This window comes from Acidovorax sp. 1608163 (genome assembly GCF_003669015.1).
Taxonomy (GTDB): domain Bacteria; phylum Pseudomonadota; class Gammaproteobacteria; order Burkholderiales; family Burkholderiaceae_C; genus Acidovorax.
In genome coordinates this window covers 1,494,897-1,511,420 of the sequence record NZ_CP033069.1, presented here as the reverse complement: position 1 = coordinate 1,511,420, position 16,524 = coordinate 1,494,897, and the positions used below count along the sequence as shown (strand labels likewise).

The 16,524-nt window shown below is 62.6% G+C and carries 14 protein-coding genes and 2 tRNA genes; 8 read left to right on the top strand and 8 right to left on the bottom strand.

Features of this window, described 5'->3' with window-relative positions:
- Positions 1–8 precede the first annotated feature (8 nt).
- The 4 genes from EAG14_RS06755 to EAG14_RS06740 all read right to left on the bottom strand — a co-directional run bounded on the left by EAG14_RS06755 (position 9) and on the right by EAG14_RS06740 (position 3,812).
- Positions 9–425, bottom strand: a complete 417-nt coding sequence (locus tag EAG14_RS06755; RefSeq protein ID WP_121728424.1) for a DUF86 domain-containing protein — start codon at positions 423–425, stop codon at positions 9–11.
- Positions 415–849: a nucleotidyltransferase domain-containing protein gene (locus tag EAG14_RS06750; RefSeq protein WP_121728423.1), complete on the bottom strand. Its 435-nt coding sequence runs from the start codon at positions 847–849 to the stop codon at positions 415–417. The genes EAG14_RS06755 and EAG14_RS06750 overlap by 11 nt, the downstream gene beginning before the upstream one ends.
- A gap of 9 nt (positions 850–858) precedes the next feature.
- Positions 859–1,893: a microcin C ABC transporter permease YejB gene (locus EAG14_RS06745; RefSeq protein WP_121728422.1), complete on the bottom strand. Its 1,035-nt coding sequence runs from the start codon at positions 1,891–1,893 to the stop codon at positions 859–861.
- An 83-nt stretch (positions 1,894–1,976) separates the two neighbouring features.
- Complete coding sequence (locus EAG14_RS06740; protein ID WP_121730338.1) at positions 1,977–3,812, bottom strand: extracellular solute-binding protein; 1,836 nt, start codon at positions 3,810–3,812, stop codon at positions 1,977–1,979.
- 102 nt (positions 3,813–3,914) lie between these two features.
- Between EAG14_RS06740 and fabI the strand changes: the two genes are divergently transcribed.
- On the top strand, positions 3,915–4,715 hold the full coding sequence (gene fabI, locus EAG14_RS06735; protein ID WP_099656051.1) for an enoyl-ACP reductase FabI: 801 nt from the start codon (positions 3,915–3,917) through the stop codon (positions 4,713–4,715).
- A gap of 99 nt (positions 4,716–4,814) precedes the next feature.
- Positions 4,815–5,708: a DNA ligase gene (locus tag EAG14_RS06730; RefSeq protein WP_121728421.1), complete on the top strand. Its 894-nt coding sequence runs from the start codon at positions 4,815–4,817 to the stop codon at positions 5,706–5,708.
- A gap of 104 nt (positions 5,709–5,812) precedes the next feature.
- Here EAG14_RS06730 and EAG14_RS06725 read toward each other — a convergent pair whose 3' ends face one another.
- On the bottom strand, positions 5,813–8,095 hold the full coding sequence (locus tag EAG14_RS06725) for an arginine/lysine/ornithine decarboxylase (RefSeq protein WP_099656053.1): 2,283 nt from the start codon (positions 8,093–8,095) through the stop codon (positions 5,813–5,815).
- 161 nt (positions 8,096–8,256) lie between these two features.
- On the opposite strand from EAG14_RS06725, the gene EAG14_RS06720 reads away from it, so the two are divergent.
- The 5 genes from EAG14_RS06720 to galU all read left to right on the top strand — a co-directional run bounded on the left by EAG14_RS06720 (position 8,257) and on the right by galU (position 13,909).
- A complete protein-coding gene (locus tag EAG14_RS06720; protein WP_099658716.1) occupies positions 8,257–8,682 on the top strand; it encodes an NfeD family protein in 426 nt (141 codons plus the stop codon).
- A 58-nt stretch (positions 8,683–8,740) separates the two neighbouring features.
- The gene (locus EAG14_RS06715) at positions 8,741–9,658 is read left to right on the top strand and encodes an SPFH domain-containing protein (RefSeq protein ID WP_099656054.1); all 918 of its coding nucleotides are present in this window, start codon (positions 8,741–8,743) and stop codon (positions 9,656–9,658) included.
- Between the two features lie 84 nt (positions 9,659–9,742).
- Positions 9,743–9,832: transfer RNA gene (locus EAG14_RS06710), tRNA-Ser, on the top strand.
- A gap of 228 nt (positions 9,833–10,060) precedes the next feature.
- Positions 10,061–12,958: a valine--tRNA ligase gene (locus tag EAG14_RS06705; RefSeq protein ID WP_121728420.1), complete on the top strand. Its 2,898-nt coding sequence runs from the start codon at positions 10,061–10,063 to the stop codon at positions 12,956–12,958.
- Positions 12,959–13,021: 63 nt separating this feature from the next.
- Complete coding sequence (gene galU / locus EAG14_RS06700) at positions 13,022–13,909, top strand: UTP--glucose-1-phosphate uridylyltransferase GalU (RefSeq protein WP_099656113.1); 888 nt, start codon at positions 13,022–13,024, stop codon at positions 13,907–13,909.
- Positions 13,910–14,026: 117 nt separating this feature from the next.
- Here galU and EAG14_RS06695 read toward each other — a convergent pair whose 3' ends face one another.
- From EAG14_RS06695 to cysM, 3 genes are all read right to left on the bottom strand, one after another.
- Positions 14,027–14,254: a sulfurtransferase TusA family protein gene (locus EAG14_RS06695; RefSeq protein ID WP_099656114.1), complete on the bottom strand. Its 228-nt coding sequence runs from the start codon at positions 14,252–14,254 to the stop codon at positions 14,027–14,029.
- A gap of 5 nt (positions 14,255–14,259) precedes the next feature.
- On the bottom strand, positions 14,260–14,829 hold the full coding sequence (locus EAG14_RS06690) for an NUDIX domain-containing protein (protein WP_121728419.1): 570 nt from the start codon (positions 14,827–14,829) through the stop codon (positions 14,260–14,262).
- Between the two features lie 115 nt (positions 14,830–14,944).
- Complete coding sequence (gene cysM / locus EAG14_RS06685; RefSeq protein ID WP_099656116.1) at positions 14,945–15,847, bottom strand: cysteine synthase CysM; 903 nt, start codon at positions 15,845–15,847, stop codon at positions 14,945–14,947.
- A 41-nt stretch (positions 15,848–15,888) separates the two neighbouring features.
- Between cysM and EAG14_RS06680 the strand changes: the two genes are divergently transcribed.
- A tRNA-Leu gene (locus tag EAG14_RS06680) sits at positions 15,889–15,973 on the top strand.
- The last annotated feature ends 551 nt before the right edge of the window (positions 15,974–16,524 follow it).

The following is a 16,524-nucleotide window of genomic DNA, read 5'->3' as shown; positions in this document are numbered from 1 at the left end:
GTCCAAAGTCATGCAGCGTCGTGCAACAAGAGGGCCTTGCTGTACTGCAAAAATTCGTCCAGGTGCTTTTCAATGATGGCGACGGTAATGGGCAATTGCAGGCTCTGGTAGTCATGCACCGCAATGTTGCGAAAGCCCACCATGCGCTGCAGGCCTGCGGCCAGCCCCTGTTCAATGCGGCTGGCGCGGGCCAGCAGGGCAAACACATCCCGCGCACTTTGCGGAACGCCTAGCCGGTCACGCCTGATCAAATGTTGCCCCATGTCCAGCGCGGCCTCGCAGGCGCGCTGAATGTTCAAAATTGCGGCGTCCTGGCGGCTGAAGTTGGTGGCAAAACTGGCGGGGTCACTGAAATACTCTTCGCGCGCGCGCAGCACACAGCGCTCAATCGTTGCGGCCTTGTTGATCAGCACGTCATCGGCCATACACACTCCCACGCAGTTGAATGTCCGCCAGCAAGCCAGCCCGTGCAGCATCCAGCTCGGTCTTTTCGCTCAGGACAGTACTCTCAAAGATGGCAGCCTGGGCATCTCTGGCCCAACACCGCACGCCCTGCATGATGACTTGGTACTGCATCACGGTGGAAGCAGCGCGCAAATCCAGCAAATCGACAGGACAACCGGCCACGTCAGCCAACTCGCCCGACAAACTCCACAGCTGGTGCACATCGGCGTAACCAGCCACCAGCACCGCCAAGTCCAGATCGCTCTGAGGCGTTGCCGTGCCTTGCACCTGGCTGCCATAGGCATACACCGCCAGCAGCCCAGGCAATTGGGCCTGCAGCAGATGCACGGTGAGCTCTATCACGTCGGCGGGCAAAGATGCAAATGGCGTGCGCGTCGATGGCATGCGTGTCTTTCAATCAAACTTCACGCGCGGGTCTACCCACACGTAGCACAGGTCGCTCACCAGCTTGGTCACCAGACCGATCAGCGTGAACAGGTACAGCGTGCCCAGCACCACGGGGTAGTCGCGGCGGATCACGCTTTCGTAGCTGAGCAGGCCCAGGCCATCGAGCGAGTACAAGGTTTCGATCAGCAGGGAGCCGGTGAAAAACGCGCCGATGAACGCGGCCGGAAAGCCGGTGATGATGGGAATGAGCGCATTGCGAAACACATGCTTCCACAGCACCTGCCGGTCGCTCAGGCCCTTGGCGCGGGCGGTGAGCACATATTGCTTGCGGATCTCTTCCAAAAACGCATTCTTGGTGAGCATGGTGGTCACCGCAAAGCTGCCCAGCACCATGGACGTGATGGGCAGCGCAATGTGCCAGAGGTAGTCGGTAACCTTGCCCCACAGCGACAGCTCTTCCCAATTGGCAGACGTGAGCCCCCGCAGTGGGAACCACTGCAGCTGCCCGCCAAACACCACCAGCAGCGCCACCCCCAGCACAAAGCCCGGAATGGCGTAGCCCACCAACACGAGCAAGGTGCTGACCAAGTCAAATTGCGAGCCCGCCCGCACAGCCTTGGCCACGCCCAGTGGCACGGCCACCAGGTAACTGATGAAGAAAGTCCACAGGCCCAAGCTGATGGAGACCGGCAGCTTTTCTTTCACCAGGGTCCACACGTCCTTGTTCTGGAAAAAGCTCTTGCCCAGATCAAACCGCGCAAACTGACCCAGCATTTGAAAGAAACGCTCGTGGGCCGGTTTGTCAAAACCGTACAGGGCCTTGATCTGATCCAGCCGCTTGGGGTCCACGCCCTGGGCGCCGCGGTAGCTCATGCCGCCGCCCTCGGCACCGCCACCGCCCGCAGCGCCAGCCTTGGCCTCGGCCATGTACTGCTCCACCGGGCCACCGGGCACAAACTGCACCACCACAAAGGTGAGCAGCAGCACCCCGAGCAAGGTGGGGAACATCAGCAAAAACCGCTTGAGGATGTAAGCAAACATGGGCTGGATGGCTGAATGGGAGGGGGCCGTGCGTTGTATTTGCGTTGGGCAACAGAGCAGTGAAGCGATCAGGCAGCGCCGAGTTAGCGCTTGTCTGGGGCCGTTTGCGGTGGGTTGCGCGCCCACCAGGTGTCAATCGCCCAACCTTCGCCGCTGGCATAGGGCGGCATGGTGTCGGGCCGCGCCAGGCGCCAGGCGTTGAAGGCCATGCGGTGGGTGCCAGCCGCCCACTGCGGGATGAGGTAGTGGCTGTGCGCAATGATGCGTTCGAGCGCGTGGCAGGCGGGCAGCAGTTGGGCTTCGGTCTTGGCAGAGGTCATCGCCTTGATCATTGCGTCCACCGCAGGGTTCTTGACGCCCGCAAAGTTGCCAGAGTCTTCCACGTCGGCCGCCGCGCTGCCGAACATGTCGGCAAACTCCTGGCCCGGGTTGTTGGTGCCCTGATAAGCCATGGAGGTGATGTCAAAGTCAAACTTCTGCAGCCGCTGCTGGTACAGGGCAAAGTCCACCGAGCGGAACTTGAGCGTGATGCCGAGCTTTTCCAGCGCACGCATCCACGGCGTCACGGTGCGCACACCGCCTTCGTTGCTGTCCATGTATTCAAGCACCATGGCCTCGCCCTTGCCGTTGCGCAGGGCGCCATCGCGCACTTCCCAGCCCGCCTCTTTGAGCAAGGCCTGCGCCCGGCGCAAATTGGCGCGCAGCGATGAATCGCCGTCGGTGCGGGGCGGCACCGTCATGGGGCCAAAAGCGGCAGCGGGGATAGCCTTGCGCCAGGGCTCCATCAATGCCAGTTCTGCATCGGATGGCGTGCCCCGGGTTTCGCAGGCGGTGTTGCCAAACAGGCCATTGACCCGCTGGTAGGCACCGTAGAACAGCTGGCGGTTCATCCATTCGTAGTCCATGGCCAGGCCCAGCGCCTCGCGCACCCGTGCATCCTGCAGCATGGGGCGGCGGGTGTTGAGCACGTAGCTCTGAAAGCCCGAGGGCAGTTTGTGCTGGAACTCGCCCTTGACCAGCTCGCCAGTGTCGAATTTTTTCCCCGTGACGCGGCGGGCCCAGTCGCCCGCACTGAAAAAGCGCATCAGGTCAAACTCGCCCGCCTTCAAGGCCTCCAGCCGCGCGGTGTTGTCCTTGTAGATCTTGACGAGGACGCGGTCAAAGTTGGCCGTGCCCTTGCGCACGTTCAAATCGCGGGCCCAGTACTGCGGATCTCGTACATAGGTGATGTCTTTGCCAAACTGCACCGGGCCAATTTTGTAGGGGCCGCTGCCGATGGGGGTGTCTGTCACCACCTGGTCGAACGGCTTGGCCTTGCCGTTTTCCACACCCCAGTCGCGGCTGAACACGGGCAGGCCGCCCACGGTCAGGGGCAGCTCGCGGTTGGGCTGCTTGAAGCGGTAGCGCACGGTGTGGTCGTTCACCACGTCCACCCCTGCCACATCCACCAGCAGGCTCTTGTAGGCGGGCGAAGTGAAGGGCCCCACCAGGGTGTCGAAGCTGTGCTTCACGTCCTGCGCCAGCACCGGTTTGCCGTTGTGAAAGCGCGCCTCGCGCCGCAGCTTGAAGGTGGCCGAGAGGCCATCGGGTGCCACGTCTACATCCTCGGCCAGCAGGCCGTAGCCCGTGGCAGTCTCGTCCTGCGCGCCCACCAGCAGTGAGTCAAACATCAGCGACGAGAGGTACGCCGGGGCGTTGCCCTTGATGGTGAATGGGTTGTACTTGTCGAACGTAGACACCCGCAGGTTGCTGACCAAGCGCAGCTCCCCGCCCTTGGGGGCATCGGGGTTCACGTAGGCAAAGTGGTCAAACCCGGCAGGGTATTTGGGCTCGCCCCACAGGGCGTAAGCATGGGCCGCCCAGGCGGGCGCAGCACTGCCCATACATCCCACCAGCAAAAAAGTAAGCCAAAACCGCATGCGACAATTCTGCACTACGTTCATCGGCCACTGCAGCAGGCAGCGCATATCCACATGCACTGCGCCTGCAGGCCCCATCCCCATTCCACAAGGAGAACAAACATGGGTTTTCTGACCGGCAAGAAGCTGCTCATCACCGGCGTACTGTCCAACCGCTCCATCGCCTACGGCATTGCCAAGGCCTGCCACGAACAAGGCGCCGAGCTGGCTTTCAGCTACGTGGGCGAGCGCTTCAAGGATCGCATCACCGACTTTGCCGCCGAGTTCAACTCCAAGCTGATCTTTGATTGCGATGTGGGCAGCGATGAGCAGATCGAGCGCATGTTTGCCGACCTGGCCCAGGTGTGGCCCCAATTTGACGGCTTTGTGCACAGCATTGGCTTTGCCCCCCGCGAGGCGATTGCCGGCAACTTCCTCGACGGCCTGAGCCGCGAAGGCTTTCGCATTGCGCACGACATCAGCGCCTACAGCTTCCCGGCCATGGCCAAGGCGGCCCTGCCTTACCTCAATGACAAGTCGTCGCTGATCACGCTGAGCTACCTGGGCGCGCTGCGCTCCATCCCCAACTACAACACCATGGGCCTGGCCAAGGCCAGCCTGGAAGCCTCGGTGCGCTACCTGGCCGAGGCCGTGGGCCGCACCGAAGACGGCCGCAGCATCCGCGCCAACGGCATCAGCGCGGGCCCCATCAAGACCCTGGCAGCCAGCGGCATCAAGGACTTCGGCAAGCTGCTGTCCCGCGTGGCCGATGCATCGCCCCTGCGCCGCAATGTGACGATTGAAGACGTGGGCAATGTGGCCGCCTTCCTGCTGTCCGACCTGGCCAGCGGCATGACGGCCGAGATCACCTACGTGGACGGTGGCTTCAGCCAGACCGCAGGCCTGAGCGCTGACCAGGTCTAAAACCCGGCCGGGCTGAACAGGCTCCGTAATAAATTGGCTTCTAGCGCTTACCCCATAAGCGCTAGAAGCTATTTTTTTGATAGCACTCCACATCGCCCTATGCACCGCAGACGCTGCCTGACCTGGCTGGGCCTGGCGCCCCTGAGCCCTCTCCTCACGCTGGCCCTCCCCCAGGCCTGGGCCGCAGGCGCACCCGCCCTGCTGCTCGCCAATGTGTACCGCCCTGGCATGCCGCTGGCCGACTACTGGGTGAGCGAGAAGTACGACGGCGTGCGCGGCTACTGGGATGGACACACGCTGCGCACGCGGGGTGGAGAAACGGTGGCCGCGCCCGCGTGGTTTACCGCAGGCTGGCCCGCCACGCCCATGGATGGCGAACTGTGGGCCGGACGCGGGCGCTTTGGGCATGCCCAGTCCACCACGCGCCAGCAGCAGCCCGATGACGCCGCCTGGCGGCAGATGCGCTTCATGGTGTTTGATCTGCCCGCCCATGGTGGTGTTTTTGACGAACGGCTGGGGGCCTTGAAGACGCTGGTCGCATCCATTCAGCAAAACTGGGTGCAAGCCGTGCCACAGCAACGTGTGGCCACCGATGCCGCCTTGCAGGCCCTGCTGCAACGCACGGTGCGCGCCGGGGGTGAGGGGCTGATGCTGCACAAAGGCAGCTCGCTGTACCGGTCAGGCCGCAGCGACGATCTCATCAAGCTCAAGACCCACGAAGACACCGAGGCCCTGGTGGTGGGCCACCTGCCGGGCAAGGGCAAACACGCCGGGCGGCTGGGCGCGCTGCTGGTGGAGATGCCCACGGGCCAGCGCTTCAAGCTGGGGGCGGGGTTGACCGACGCCGACCGCGCCGATCCGCCGCCCATTGGCAGCTGGGTGACCTACCGCTTTCGCGGCACACACGAGGGCGGCTTGCCGCGCTTTGCCAGCTTTGTGCGGGTGCGGCTGGACATGCCTGCCACCACGGCGCCCCCATCGATTCGGCAATAAGCTATCAAAAAAATAGCTGCCAGCGCTTGATGGATAAGCGCTAGCAGCCATTTTCAATCAAACCCTATCGGCAAGCAGGGCCTCGAATGGCCCTTCAGCGGCAATCAGGGCTTGTTGGCCACGCAGTCCGCATAGAAGCGGACTTGGCCGCTTTCGTCTTCCACTTCCACCAGGCCGTGGATGTCGGTCTCAAAGCCGGGGCACAGCTTGGCAAATTCGCGGGCGAACTTGAGGTAGTCCACGATCTTCTTGTTGAAGACTTCGCCGGGAATGAGCAGCGGAATGCCCGGTGGGTAGGGTGTGACCAGGCCCACGGTGATGCGGCCTTCCAGGTGGTCAATCTCCACGCGCTCGGTCTTGCGCTGGGCAATGTGGGCGTACGCGTCCGAGGGCTTCATGGAAGGCGTCAGGTCCGACAGGTACATCTCGGTCGTCAGGCGCGCGATGTCGTACTTGGCGTACATCTCGTGCACGTGCTGGCACAGGTCCTTGAGGCCCATGCGCTCGTAGCGCTTGTGCTGCTGGCAGAACTCGGGAAGGATGCGCCACATGGGCTGGTTCTTCTCGTAGTCGTCCTTGAACTGCTGCAGCGCCGTCAGCAGCGTGTTCCAGCGGCCCTTGGTGATGCCGATGGTGAACATCACAAAGAAGCTGTACAGGCCCGTCTTCTCGACCACCACGCCGTGTTCAGCCAGATACTTGGTGACGATGGAGGCGGGGATGCCCGTCTTGTCGAACTTGCCATCCAGGCTCAGGCCGGGCGTGACGATGGTGGACTTGATCGGGTCCAGCATGTTGAAGCCGTCGGCCAACTGGCCAAAGCCGTGCCACTTGCTGCCCTTCTTGCCCTTGGCGTCGCTGCGGATGATCCAGTCTTCGGCGCGGCCCATGCCCTCGTCCACGAGCTTTTCAGGGCCCCAGACCTTGAACCACCAGTCGTTCTTGCCGAAGTCGTCCTCGATCTGGCGCATGGCGCGGCGGAAGTCGAGCGCTTCCAGAATGCTCTCTTCCACCAGCGCGGTGCCGCCGGGCGGCTCCATCATGGCGGCGGCCACGTCGCAGCTGGCAATGATGCTGTACTGCGGGCTGGTCGAGGTATGCATCAGGTAGGCCTCGTTGAACAAGGGCCGGTCGAGCTTCACCGTTTGCGAGTCCTGCACCAGCACGTGCGATGCCTGGCTGATACCGGCCAGCAGCTTGTGGATGGACTGCGTGGCGTACACCACCGAGTGCTGGGGGCGCGCGCGCTTCTTGCCCATGGCGTGGTAGCTGCCATAGAACGGGTGGAAAGCTGCGTGGGGCAACCAGGCCTCGTCAAAGTGCAGGTTGTCCACGTAGCCGTCGAGCATGCCCTTGATGGTTTCGGTGTTGTAGAGCACGCCATCGTAGGTGCTTTGCGTGAGCGTGAGCACGCGGGGCTTGACCTTCTTGGCATCCACGCCCTTGAGCAGCGGGTTGGCCTTGATCTTGGCCTGGATGGCTGCAGGCTCGAACTCGCTTTGCGGGATGGGCCCGATGATGCCGAAGTGGTTGCGCGTGGGCTTCATGAACACGGGGATGGCCCCGGTCATGATGATGCTGTGCAGGATGGACTTGTGGCAGTTGCGGTCCACCACCACCACATCGCCGGGCGCCACGGTGTGGTGCCACACCATCTTGTTCGATGTGGACGTGCCGTTGGTCACGAAGAAGCAGTGATCGGCATTGAAGATGCGCGCGGCGTTGCGCTCGGACTCGCCGATGGCGCCGTTGTGGTCCAGCAGCTGGCCCAGTTCTTCCACCGCGTTGCACACGTCGGCGCGCAGCATGTTCTCGCCGTAGAACTGGTGGTACATCTGGCCCACCGGGCTCTTCAAAAACGCCACGCCACCCGAGTGGCCGGGGCAGTGCCAGCTGTAAGAGCCGTCTTCGGCGTAATCGAGCAGCGCCTTGAAAAACGGCGGCTGCACGCTTTCGAGGTAGCTCTTGGCCTCGCGGATGATGTGCTTGGCCACAAATTCGGGGGTGTCCTCGAACATGTGGATGAAGCCATGCAGCTCGCGCAGGATGTCGTTGGGCAGGTGACGGCTGGTCTTGGTTTCGCCGTGCACGTAGATCGGCACTTCGGTGTTCTTGCGGCGCACTTCACCAATGAAATTGCGCAGGCTCAAAACGATGGGATCCAGTCCCTCGCCCACAGTGAACTCTTCATCGTCGATGGACAGAATAAAGGCACTGGCGCGGCTTTGCTGCTGGGCGAACTGCGACAGATCGCCGTAGCTGGTCACCCCCACCACCTCGAAGCCCTCGGCCTCTATGGCCTGCGCCAACGCGCGAATGCCGAGACCCGAAGTGTTCTCGGAACGATAGTCTTCATCGATGATGATGATGGGAAAGCGAAACTTCATGCGCAGCCTCCGTGAAACCGTGCCCTGCCCGGCCAAAAAACGAAATAGGCGCGAAGTGTAAGGAATAACCGTGTCACGCCTTTGAAGTCCAATCCTTTTGACCCAGAATGTGGTGCACTAAACACATCACACAGGCGCGTGCCCGCACGCAAGGAGGCTGTATGGCGGAATCCACCCTCTGGTGGTTATTGGCCGGGGGAATTGTGGCGGCAGAACTGCTCACTGGCACCTTCTATTTGCTCATGCTGGCCCTGGGCGTGGCCGCTGCAGCCATCGCAGCCCACCTGGGCATGTCCACCACACTGCAAATAGTGACGGCCGCCGTGGTGGGCGGAGGATCGGTCATCGGCTGGCATGCCGTGCGGCGCAAGCGCCCCGGAGATCCATCCGCCCGCGCCGACCGCAGTGTGAACCTGGATGTGGGCGAAACCATTCTGATCGACCACTGGAACCCCGACGGCACCAGCAGCGTGAAGTACCGCGGCGCCACGTGGACGGCCATCCACCGCACGGGCGTGCAGCCGGCCACAGGCATGCACCGCGTGGCCGAGTTGGTCGGCAACCGCTTGCTGGTCGACCCGGTCTGAACGCCCTCTTTCTAGCGCACCTCTTTTTACTTGTTCACCTGCAAACCAAAGGCTTCTCATGGAAATTGCCATCGTCTTCCTGATCATTGCGGTGATCTTCATCGCCCGCTCCGTCAAGGTCGTGCCCCAGCAAAACGCCTGGGTCAAAGAGCGCCTGGGCAAGTACGCCGGCACCCTTACCCCCGGCCTGAATTTTCTGGTGCCGTTTGTGGACCGCGTCGCCTACAAGCACAGCCTCAAAGAAATCCCGCTCGATGTGCCCAGCCAGGTCTGCATCACCCGCGACAACACGCAATTGCAAGTGGACGGCATCCTGTACTTCCAAGTCACCGACCCCATGCGCGCCAGCTACGGCTCCAGCAACTACATCATGGCCGTGACCCAGTTGGCGCAGACCTCGCTGCGCTCGGTCATCGGCAAGCTGGAACTGGACAAGACCTTTGAAGAGCGCGACATCATCAACGCGCAAATTGTGCAGGCCATTGACGAAGCGGCGCTCAACTGGGGCGTGAAGGTGCTGCGCTATGAAATCAAAGACCTGACCCCGCCGAAGGAAATCCTGCACGCGATGCAGGCCCAGATCACCGCCGAACGCGAAAAACGTGCACTGATTGCGGCCTCCGAAGGCCGCCGCCAGGAGCAGATCAACATCGCCACCGGCGAGCGCGAGGCCTTCATTGCCCGCTCCGAAGGCGAAAAGCAGGCAGCCATCAACAAGGCCCAGGGCGAAGCCGCCTCCATCACCGCCGTGGCCGAAGCCACCGCCCACGCCATTGAACGCGTAGCCGCCGCCATCCGCCAGCCCGGCGGCGAGCAGGCCGTGCAACTCAAGGTGGCGGAGAAAGCCGTCGAGGCCTACAGCCAAGTCGCATCGGACGCGACCACCACCCTCATCGTGCCCAGCAACATGACCGAGGTGTCTGCCTTGATCGGGTCTGCCATGAAGATGGTGCAGACCACGCAGCGCGGCCAGTAAACGACACGCCCGCCCGGGGCGCCCGAAAGAAATTCTCACAGTTCAAACGTAACCCGCAAAAGCAATGCTATAGTAGCGGGCTTCGGAGAGGTGGATGAGCGGTTTAAGTCGCACGCCTGGAAAGCGTGTGTGGGCTAATCCCCACCGCGGGTTCGAATCCCGCCCTCTCCGCCATATGCAAGCCCAAGTGGTTCTACCACTTGGGCTTTTTGCATTGGGCAGTCCGTTTGTTTGGAGCCGTCCAGGCCATACAGGGCAGGCCCGGCGATGCCGGTAACCCTCTGGCACAGACACAAATGCAGCTGTGGCCGAAGCCGCTCGGCCCTGCCTTAAAATGCCCGGCTCACCCTCTTGTCTGTCGAGGCAGCCCCAGCGGCTGCCTCCTGCAACACCACACCATCCATGAGCACGCCCCTGCAACAACCCGGCCTCGAAAGCCTGTCCAAGTCCTTTGAACCCGCTGCGCTGGAAGCCCACTGGGGCCCTGAATGGGAAAAGCGCGGGTATGGCACCGCAGGCCACCGTGGCACGGGCGCGCCGCAGGCGGGCGAGCCAGCGTTTTCCATCCAGCTACCGCCCCCCAACGTGACGGGCACGCTGCACATGGGCCATGCGTTCAACCAGACGATCATGGACAGCCTCACGCGCTATCACCGCATGCGCGGCTTCAACACGGTGTGGGTGCCGGGCACCGACCACGCGGGCATCGCCACGCAGATCGTGGTGGAGCGCCAGTTGCAGGAACAAGGCATCAGCCGCTACGACATGGGCCCCACCCCGCCCGAGGCGCGCAAGAACTTTGTGAGCAAGGTGTGGGAGTGGAAGGAAAAGTCCGGCAACACCATCACCACGCAGATGCGCCGCATGGGCGACAGCGTGGACTGGAGCCGTGAATACTTCACCATGGACGACAAGCTCTCCAAGGTGGTCACAGACACCTTCGTGAAGCTGTACGAGCAGGGCCTGATCTACCGCGGCAAGCGCCTGGTGAACTGGGACCCGAAGCTGCAGTCCGCCGTGTCCGACCTGGAAGTCGAGAGCGAAGAAAAAGACGGCTCGCTGTGGCACATCGCCTACCCGCTGGCCGATGGATCGGGCAGCCTGACGGTGGCCACCACCCGCCCTGAAACCATGCTGGGCGACGTGGCACTGATGGTGCACCCTGAGGATGCACGCTACACGCACCTCATCGGCAAGATGGTCAACCTGCCGCTGTGCGACCGCCAGATTCCGGTGATCGCCGACGAGTATGTGGACAAGGAGTTCGGCACCGGCGTGGTCAAGGTCACCCCCGCGCACGACCAGAACGACTATGCCGTGGGCCAGCGCCACAAGCTACCGATGATCGTGGTGCTGACGCTGCAGGCCACCATCAACGAGAACGCCCCCGCCAAATACCAGGGCATGGACCGCTTCGTGGCCCGCAAGGCCGTGGTGGCCGACCTCGAAGCCCTCGGCGCGCTGGTCGAGGTGAAAAAGCACAAGCTCATGGTGCCGATCTGCACCCGCACCGGCCAGGTCATCGAGCCCATGCTGACCGACCAGTGGTTCGTGGCCATGAGCAAGGTGAGTGAGCAGGACCCCACGGGCAAGAGCATTGCGCAAAAGGCCATCGACGCGGTGGCCACGGGCGAGGTGACCTTTGTGCCCGAGAACTGGGTGAACACCTACAACCAGTGGATGAACAACATCCAGGACTGGTGCATCAGCCGCCAGCTGTGGTGGGGCCACCAGATCCCGGCCTGGTACGACGAAGACGGCAACGTGATCGTGGCCCGCACGGAAGCCGAGGCGCAGGCCAAGGCACCGGGCAAGACGCTGCGCCGCGACGAGGACGTGCTCGACACTTGGTATTCATCGGCCCTCGTGCCCTTCAGCACCATGGGCTGGCCTGAACAGGGCGATGCGCCCACCGACGACTTCAACCTGTACCTGCCCAGTACCGTGCTGGTGACGGGCTACGACATCATCTTCTTCTGGGTCGCCCGGATGATCATGATGACCACACACTTCACGGGGCGCGTGCCCTTCAAGCACGTGTACATCCACGGCCTGGTGCGCGACGCGCAGGGCAAGAAGATGTCCAAGTCCGAAGGCAACGTGCTCGACCCGGTGGACCTGATCGACGGCATTGCGCTGGAGCACCTGCTCGACAAGCGCACCACCGGCCTGCGCAAGCCCGAGACCGCACCCACGGTGCGCAAGAACACGCAAAAGGAATTCCCCGAGGGCATTCCGGCCTACGGCGCCGATGCGCTGCGCTTTACCTTTGCGGCGCTGGCCAGCCTGGGGCGCAGCATCAACTTCGACAGCAAGCGCTGCGAGGGCTACCGCAACTTCTGCAACAAGCTCTGGAACGCCAGCCGCTTTGTGCTGATGAACTGCGAAGGCCAGGACTGCGGCCTGAAGGAGCACACCAAGGAAGAGTGCCAGCCCGGCGGCGCTGCCCACGGCTACATGCACTTCAGCCAGGCCGACCGCTGGATCTCGTCGCTGCTGCAAAAGACCGAGGCCGAGGTGGCCAAGGGCTTTGCCGAGTACCGCCTGGACAACGTGGCCAACACGATCTATGACTTTGTCTGGAACGAGTACTGCGACTGGTACCTGGAGATTGCCAAGGTGCAGATCCTGAATGGCACCGAGGCCGAACAACGCGCCACGCGCCGCACCCTGATCCGCACGCTGGAAGCCATCCTGCGCCTGGCGCACCCCATCATCCCATTCATCACCGAAGCCCTGTGGCAGACGGTGGCGCCCGTGGCTGGGTTGAAGGGTGAGTCGGTCAGCATCGCTCGTTACCCCCAGGCCCAGCCCGAGAAGATCGATGAGGTTTCAATCGCCCACATGGGCCGCGTGAAGGGCTTGGTGGACGCCTGCCGCGCACTGCGCGGCGAGATGAATGTCTCGCCCTCCACCCGCCTGCCGATGTACGTGGTGGGTGACACCGACTTCATGCGCGGCGTAGCCCCCGTGCTGCAGGCGCTGGCCAAGCTCAGCGAAGTGAAGGTATTTGACGACGAAGCCGCGTGGGCTGCCGCCGCACAGGCTGCACCCGTGGCCGTAGTGGGCGAAGCCCGCATGTGCCTGTACATGGAAATTGACGTGGCGGCCGAGAAAGCACGTTTGTCCAAGGAAATCGCACGCATTGACGGCGAAGTCACCAAGGCCAACAACAAGCTCTCGAACGAAGCGTTTGTGGCCAAGGCACCGCCCGCCGTGATCGACCAGGAGAAAAAGCGCATCGCCGACTTTGGCGCCACCTTGACCCGCTTGCGCGATCAACTGGCGCGGCTGGGCTAAGCCGCCCTCACCAGCGCTGCCGCCCTGTTATTTTTGCACGCATTCCACTCTAGAAGGAGCTCCATGACTGCTGTATCCACCATCCGTAAAGCTGTTTTTCCCGTCGCTGGCCTGGGCACCCGCTTCTTGCCTGCCACCAAAGCCAGCCCCAAGGAGATGCTGCCCGTGGTGGACAAGCCGCTCATCCAATACGCCGTGGAAGAAGCCTATGCCGCCGGCATTCGCCACATGATCTTTGTGACAGGCCGCAGCAAGCGCGCCATCGAAGACCACTTCGACACCGCGTACGAGCTGGAGTCCGAGCTGGAGACCGCGGGCAAAAAAGAGCTGCTGGCTTTGGTGCGCTCCATTCAGCCAGACGATATGGACTGCGCCTTTGTGCGCCAGCCCCGCTCGCTGGGCCTGGGGCATGCCGTGCTGTGCGCTGAGCCACTGGTGGGCAATGAACCCTTTGCCGTGCTGCTGGCCGATGACCTGATGGTGGGCCCTGAAGGCGGCCAGCCCGTGCTGGCGCAGATGGCAGCCGCTTTCCGCCAGCAAGGCCGTTCGGTGATTGCCGTGCAAGAAGTGCCCGAAGACCAAGTCCACCGCTACGGCATCGTGGCGGGCGAGCCTGCCGGTGGCCCACTGATTCGCATCAACCGCATTGTGGAGAAGCCCAAGGCCGACGTCGCCCCATCGCGCATGGGTGTGGCGGGGCGCTACATCCTCACGCCCGGTGTGTTTGATGAAATCCGCAACCAGCCACGCGGCGTAGGCGGAGAAATCCAGCTCACCGACGGCATCGCACGCTTGATGCAAAACGAGGCCGTGTACGCCTTTCAGTACGAAGGCAAGCGCTACGACTGCGGCAGCAAAGAAGGCTTTTTGGAGGCCACCGTGGAGCTGGCATTGCAGCACCCCCAAGTGGGCGACGCCTTCCGCAACTATCTCAAAGGCTTGTCGCTGTAATCAGCGCCAAGGCGGGGCGCCCTGCCCCGCCCTCCGTGGCATTTAGCTACCGCACGGGCCTGTGCCGGGCCCAAAGGCTAGGCCGAAACGCAGGGCCCACCTGCACAAGCCGCCCGTTCAGCGGCGGCGCAGGATGTGAATGAACTCCTCGCCCACGGTCTGCTGCTCCACCAGCTCATTGCCCGTTTGGCGGGCAAAGGCCTGAAAGTCGCGCAGCGAACCCACATCGGTGGCCAGCACCTTGAGCAACTGGCCGCTGGCCATGTCAGCCAACGCCTTCTTGGCCTTCAGGATGGGGAGAGGGCAGTTCAGGCCCCGGGTGTCGATTTCTTTGTGGGTTTCCATGGTCTTCAATCCTTAGGCGGCAGGCCCAGCCCGCGGCGTCGCTCTGCGTTCTCTTCTTCTGTAAAAAATACGGGCTCATGCCCCCGCGTGCGCAGCCAGTCGGCCAGCGCACAACCGGTACCCGCAGGCCAGCATTTGAGGTCTGCCAGATCATAGAGCCGGTAGTCCACCAGCTCGGGTGACAAACGCACCTCGCCTTGCGCCACCACATGGTAGGCAATGATGATCTGGTTCATGCGCAAAAACTCATAGGCCCCCACCAGCGTGGTGGACTGCACGTCGAGGTTGGTCTCTTCCTTCACCTCGCGCGCAATGCCTTCTTGTGGCGACTCACCCGCCTCCATGAAGCCGGTGATCAGCGCAAACATCTTTTCGGGCCAGGCCGCATTGCGGGCCAACAGCACCTGGCCGCCCACCTCCACAATGGCGGCCAGCACGGGCGTGGGGTTGTTCCAGTGCGTCCAGCCGCAAGCGGGGCAACGCAGCCGCGCCTTGTCGCCGCCATCTTCTGCCTGCGTGATCCAGGCCAGCGGCGTGCCGCAGTGGGTGCAATGTCGAACTTCGTACTGCGTCATGAAATGTTTCCAAAACAATAGCTGCTTGCGCTTATTTACCAAGCGCTAGAGGCCAATTTCATTCAAAACAACCCCACACAAGGGCTCTGCAATGCACTGCCCGGCAGACGCCAGCTCAGGCCGGAAACACGCCGGTAGACAGGTAGCGGTCACCCCGGTCGCACACCACAAACACCACCGTGGCGTTTTGTTCGCGCTGGGCAATCTGCTGGGCCACCCAGCAAGCGCCTGCCGCAGAGATGCCCGCAAAAATCCCCTCTTCGCGGGCCAGGCGGCGGCACATCTCCTCGGCGTCGTCCTGGCTCACAGACACCAGCTCGTCCACGGTGCGCGGGTCGTAAATCTTGGGCATGTACTCTTGCGGCCACTTGCGAATGCCCGGGATGCGCGAACCTTCTTGCGGCTGCGCCCCCACGATCTGGATGCCAGGGTTCTTTTCTTTGAGAAAGCGCGAAACCCCCGTGATGGTGCCCGTGGTGCCCATCGCGCTCACAAAGTGCGTGATGCGCCCGCCCGTCTGCTCCCAAATCTCGGGGCCCGTGGTTTCGTAGTGCACCCGCGGATTGTCGGCATTGCCAAACTGGTCCAGCACCTTGCCCTCGCCACGCTTTTGCATGGCCTCGGCCAGGTCACGTGCGTGCTCCATGCCACCGCTCTTGGGCGTCAGCACCAGCTCGGCACCGAATGCCTTCATGGTCTGTGCACGCTCAATCGACAAATCCTCAGGCATCACCAACACCATGCGATAGCCCTTGATGGCCGCCGCCATCGCCAGTGCAATGCCCGTGTTGCCAGAGGTCGCCTCGATCAGGGTGTCGCCAGGGCGAATGTCTCCACGCTCTTCAGCACGGCGGATCATGGACAGCGCAGGCCGGTCCTTCACCGAACCGGCGGGGTTGTTGCCTTCCAACTTGCCCAGAATCACATTGCCGCGCGCGGCGTTGTCCTGGGCACCAATGCGCTGCAGCGCGACCAGTGGCGTGTTGCCAACCGCTTGTTCGATAGTTTGGTAATTCATGGTCACTACTGTGCCATAATTTGCGTCTTCACAAATTACCCGCCCGGGTGGTGAAATTGGTAGACGCAGGGGACTCAAAATCCCCCGCCGCAAGGCGTGCCGGTTCGATTCCGGCCCCGGGCACCATCGACTAGTCCGGAAGAGTCCAAACTCTTCCGGACTTTTTTATTTCTCCTTTGAAATCAGCATCTTAGCTGTCCGTACCCGTCCAGACCAGTCCACCCCCATCCGAGAAAATTGGGGGCACATTTGGGGGCACATTTTCAAAAAGTGGGGGCACATTTATATGCCCCCAGGTCTACAGCATGTGCCCCCACGATGGGGCCGCATCGCACGCTGGACAGCACCCCGCAGCGGTCACATCGGACTGCAGCCAGTGCCCCGGCGCATCCCCGTGGTATTTCCGTCATAAAAAAGCGCCCGAACCTGATCCTGGGCACATTTTTTTGCGAGCCCGACAAGGTCTCACATACCCACCAACCGCCCGCCGGTTGTGCCCCCAGTTCGACCCGGATGTGCCCCCACTGGCGCCGGTTTGTGCCCCCAGACCTGACCTTGCGCCCTCGCCTCTCTGGCCGCTGAGCTAATTTTTGGGCGCGCGATTGGCCGTCCACAACCCCCCAAATCCAACCAAACCCACCACGCGGCGAGCTGACCACCTGCCCAAAGTCCGCCTT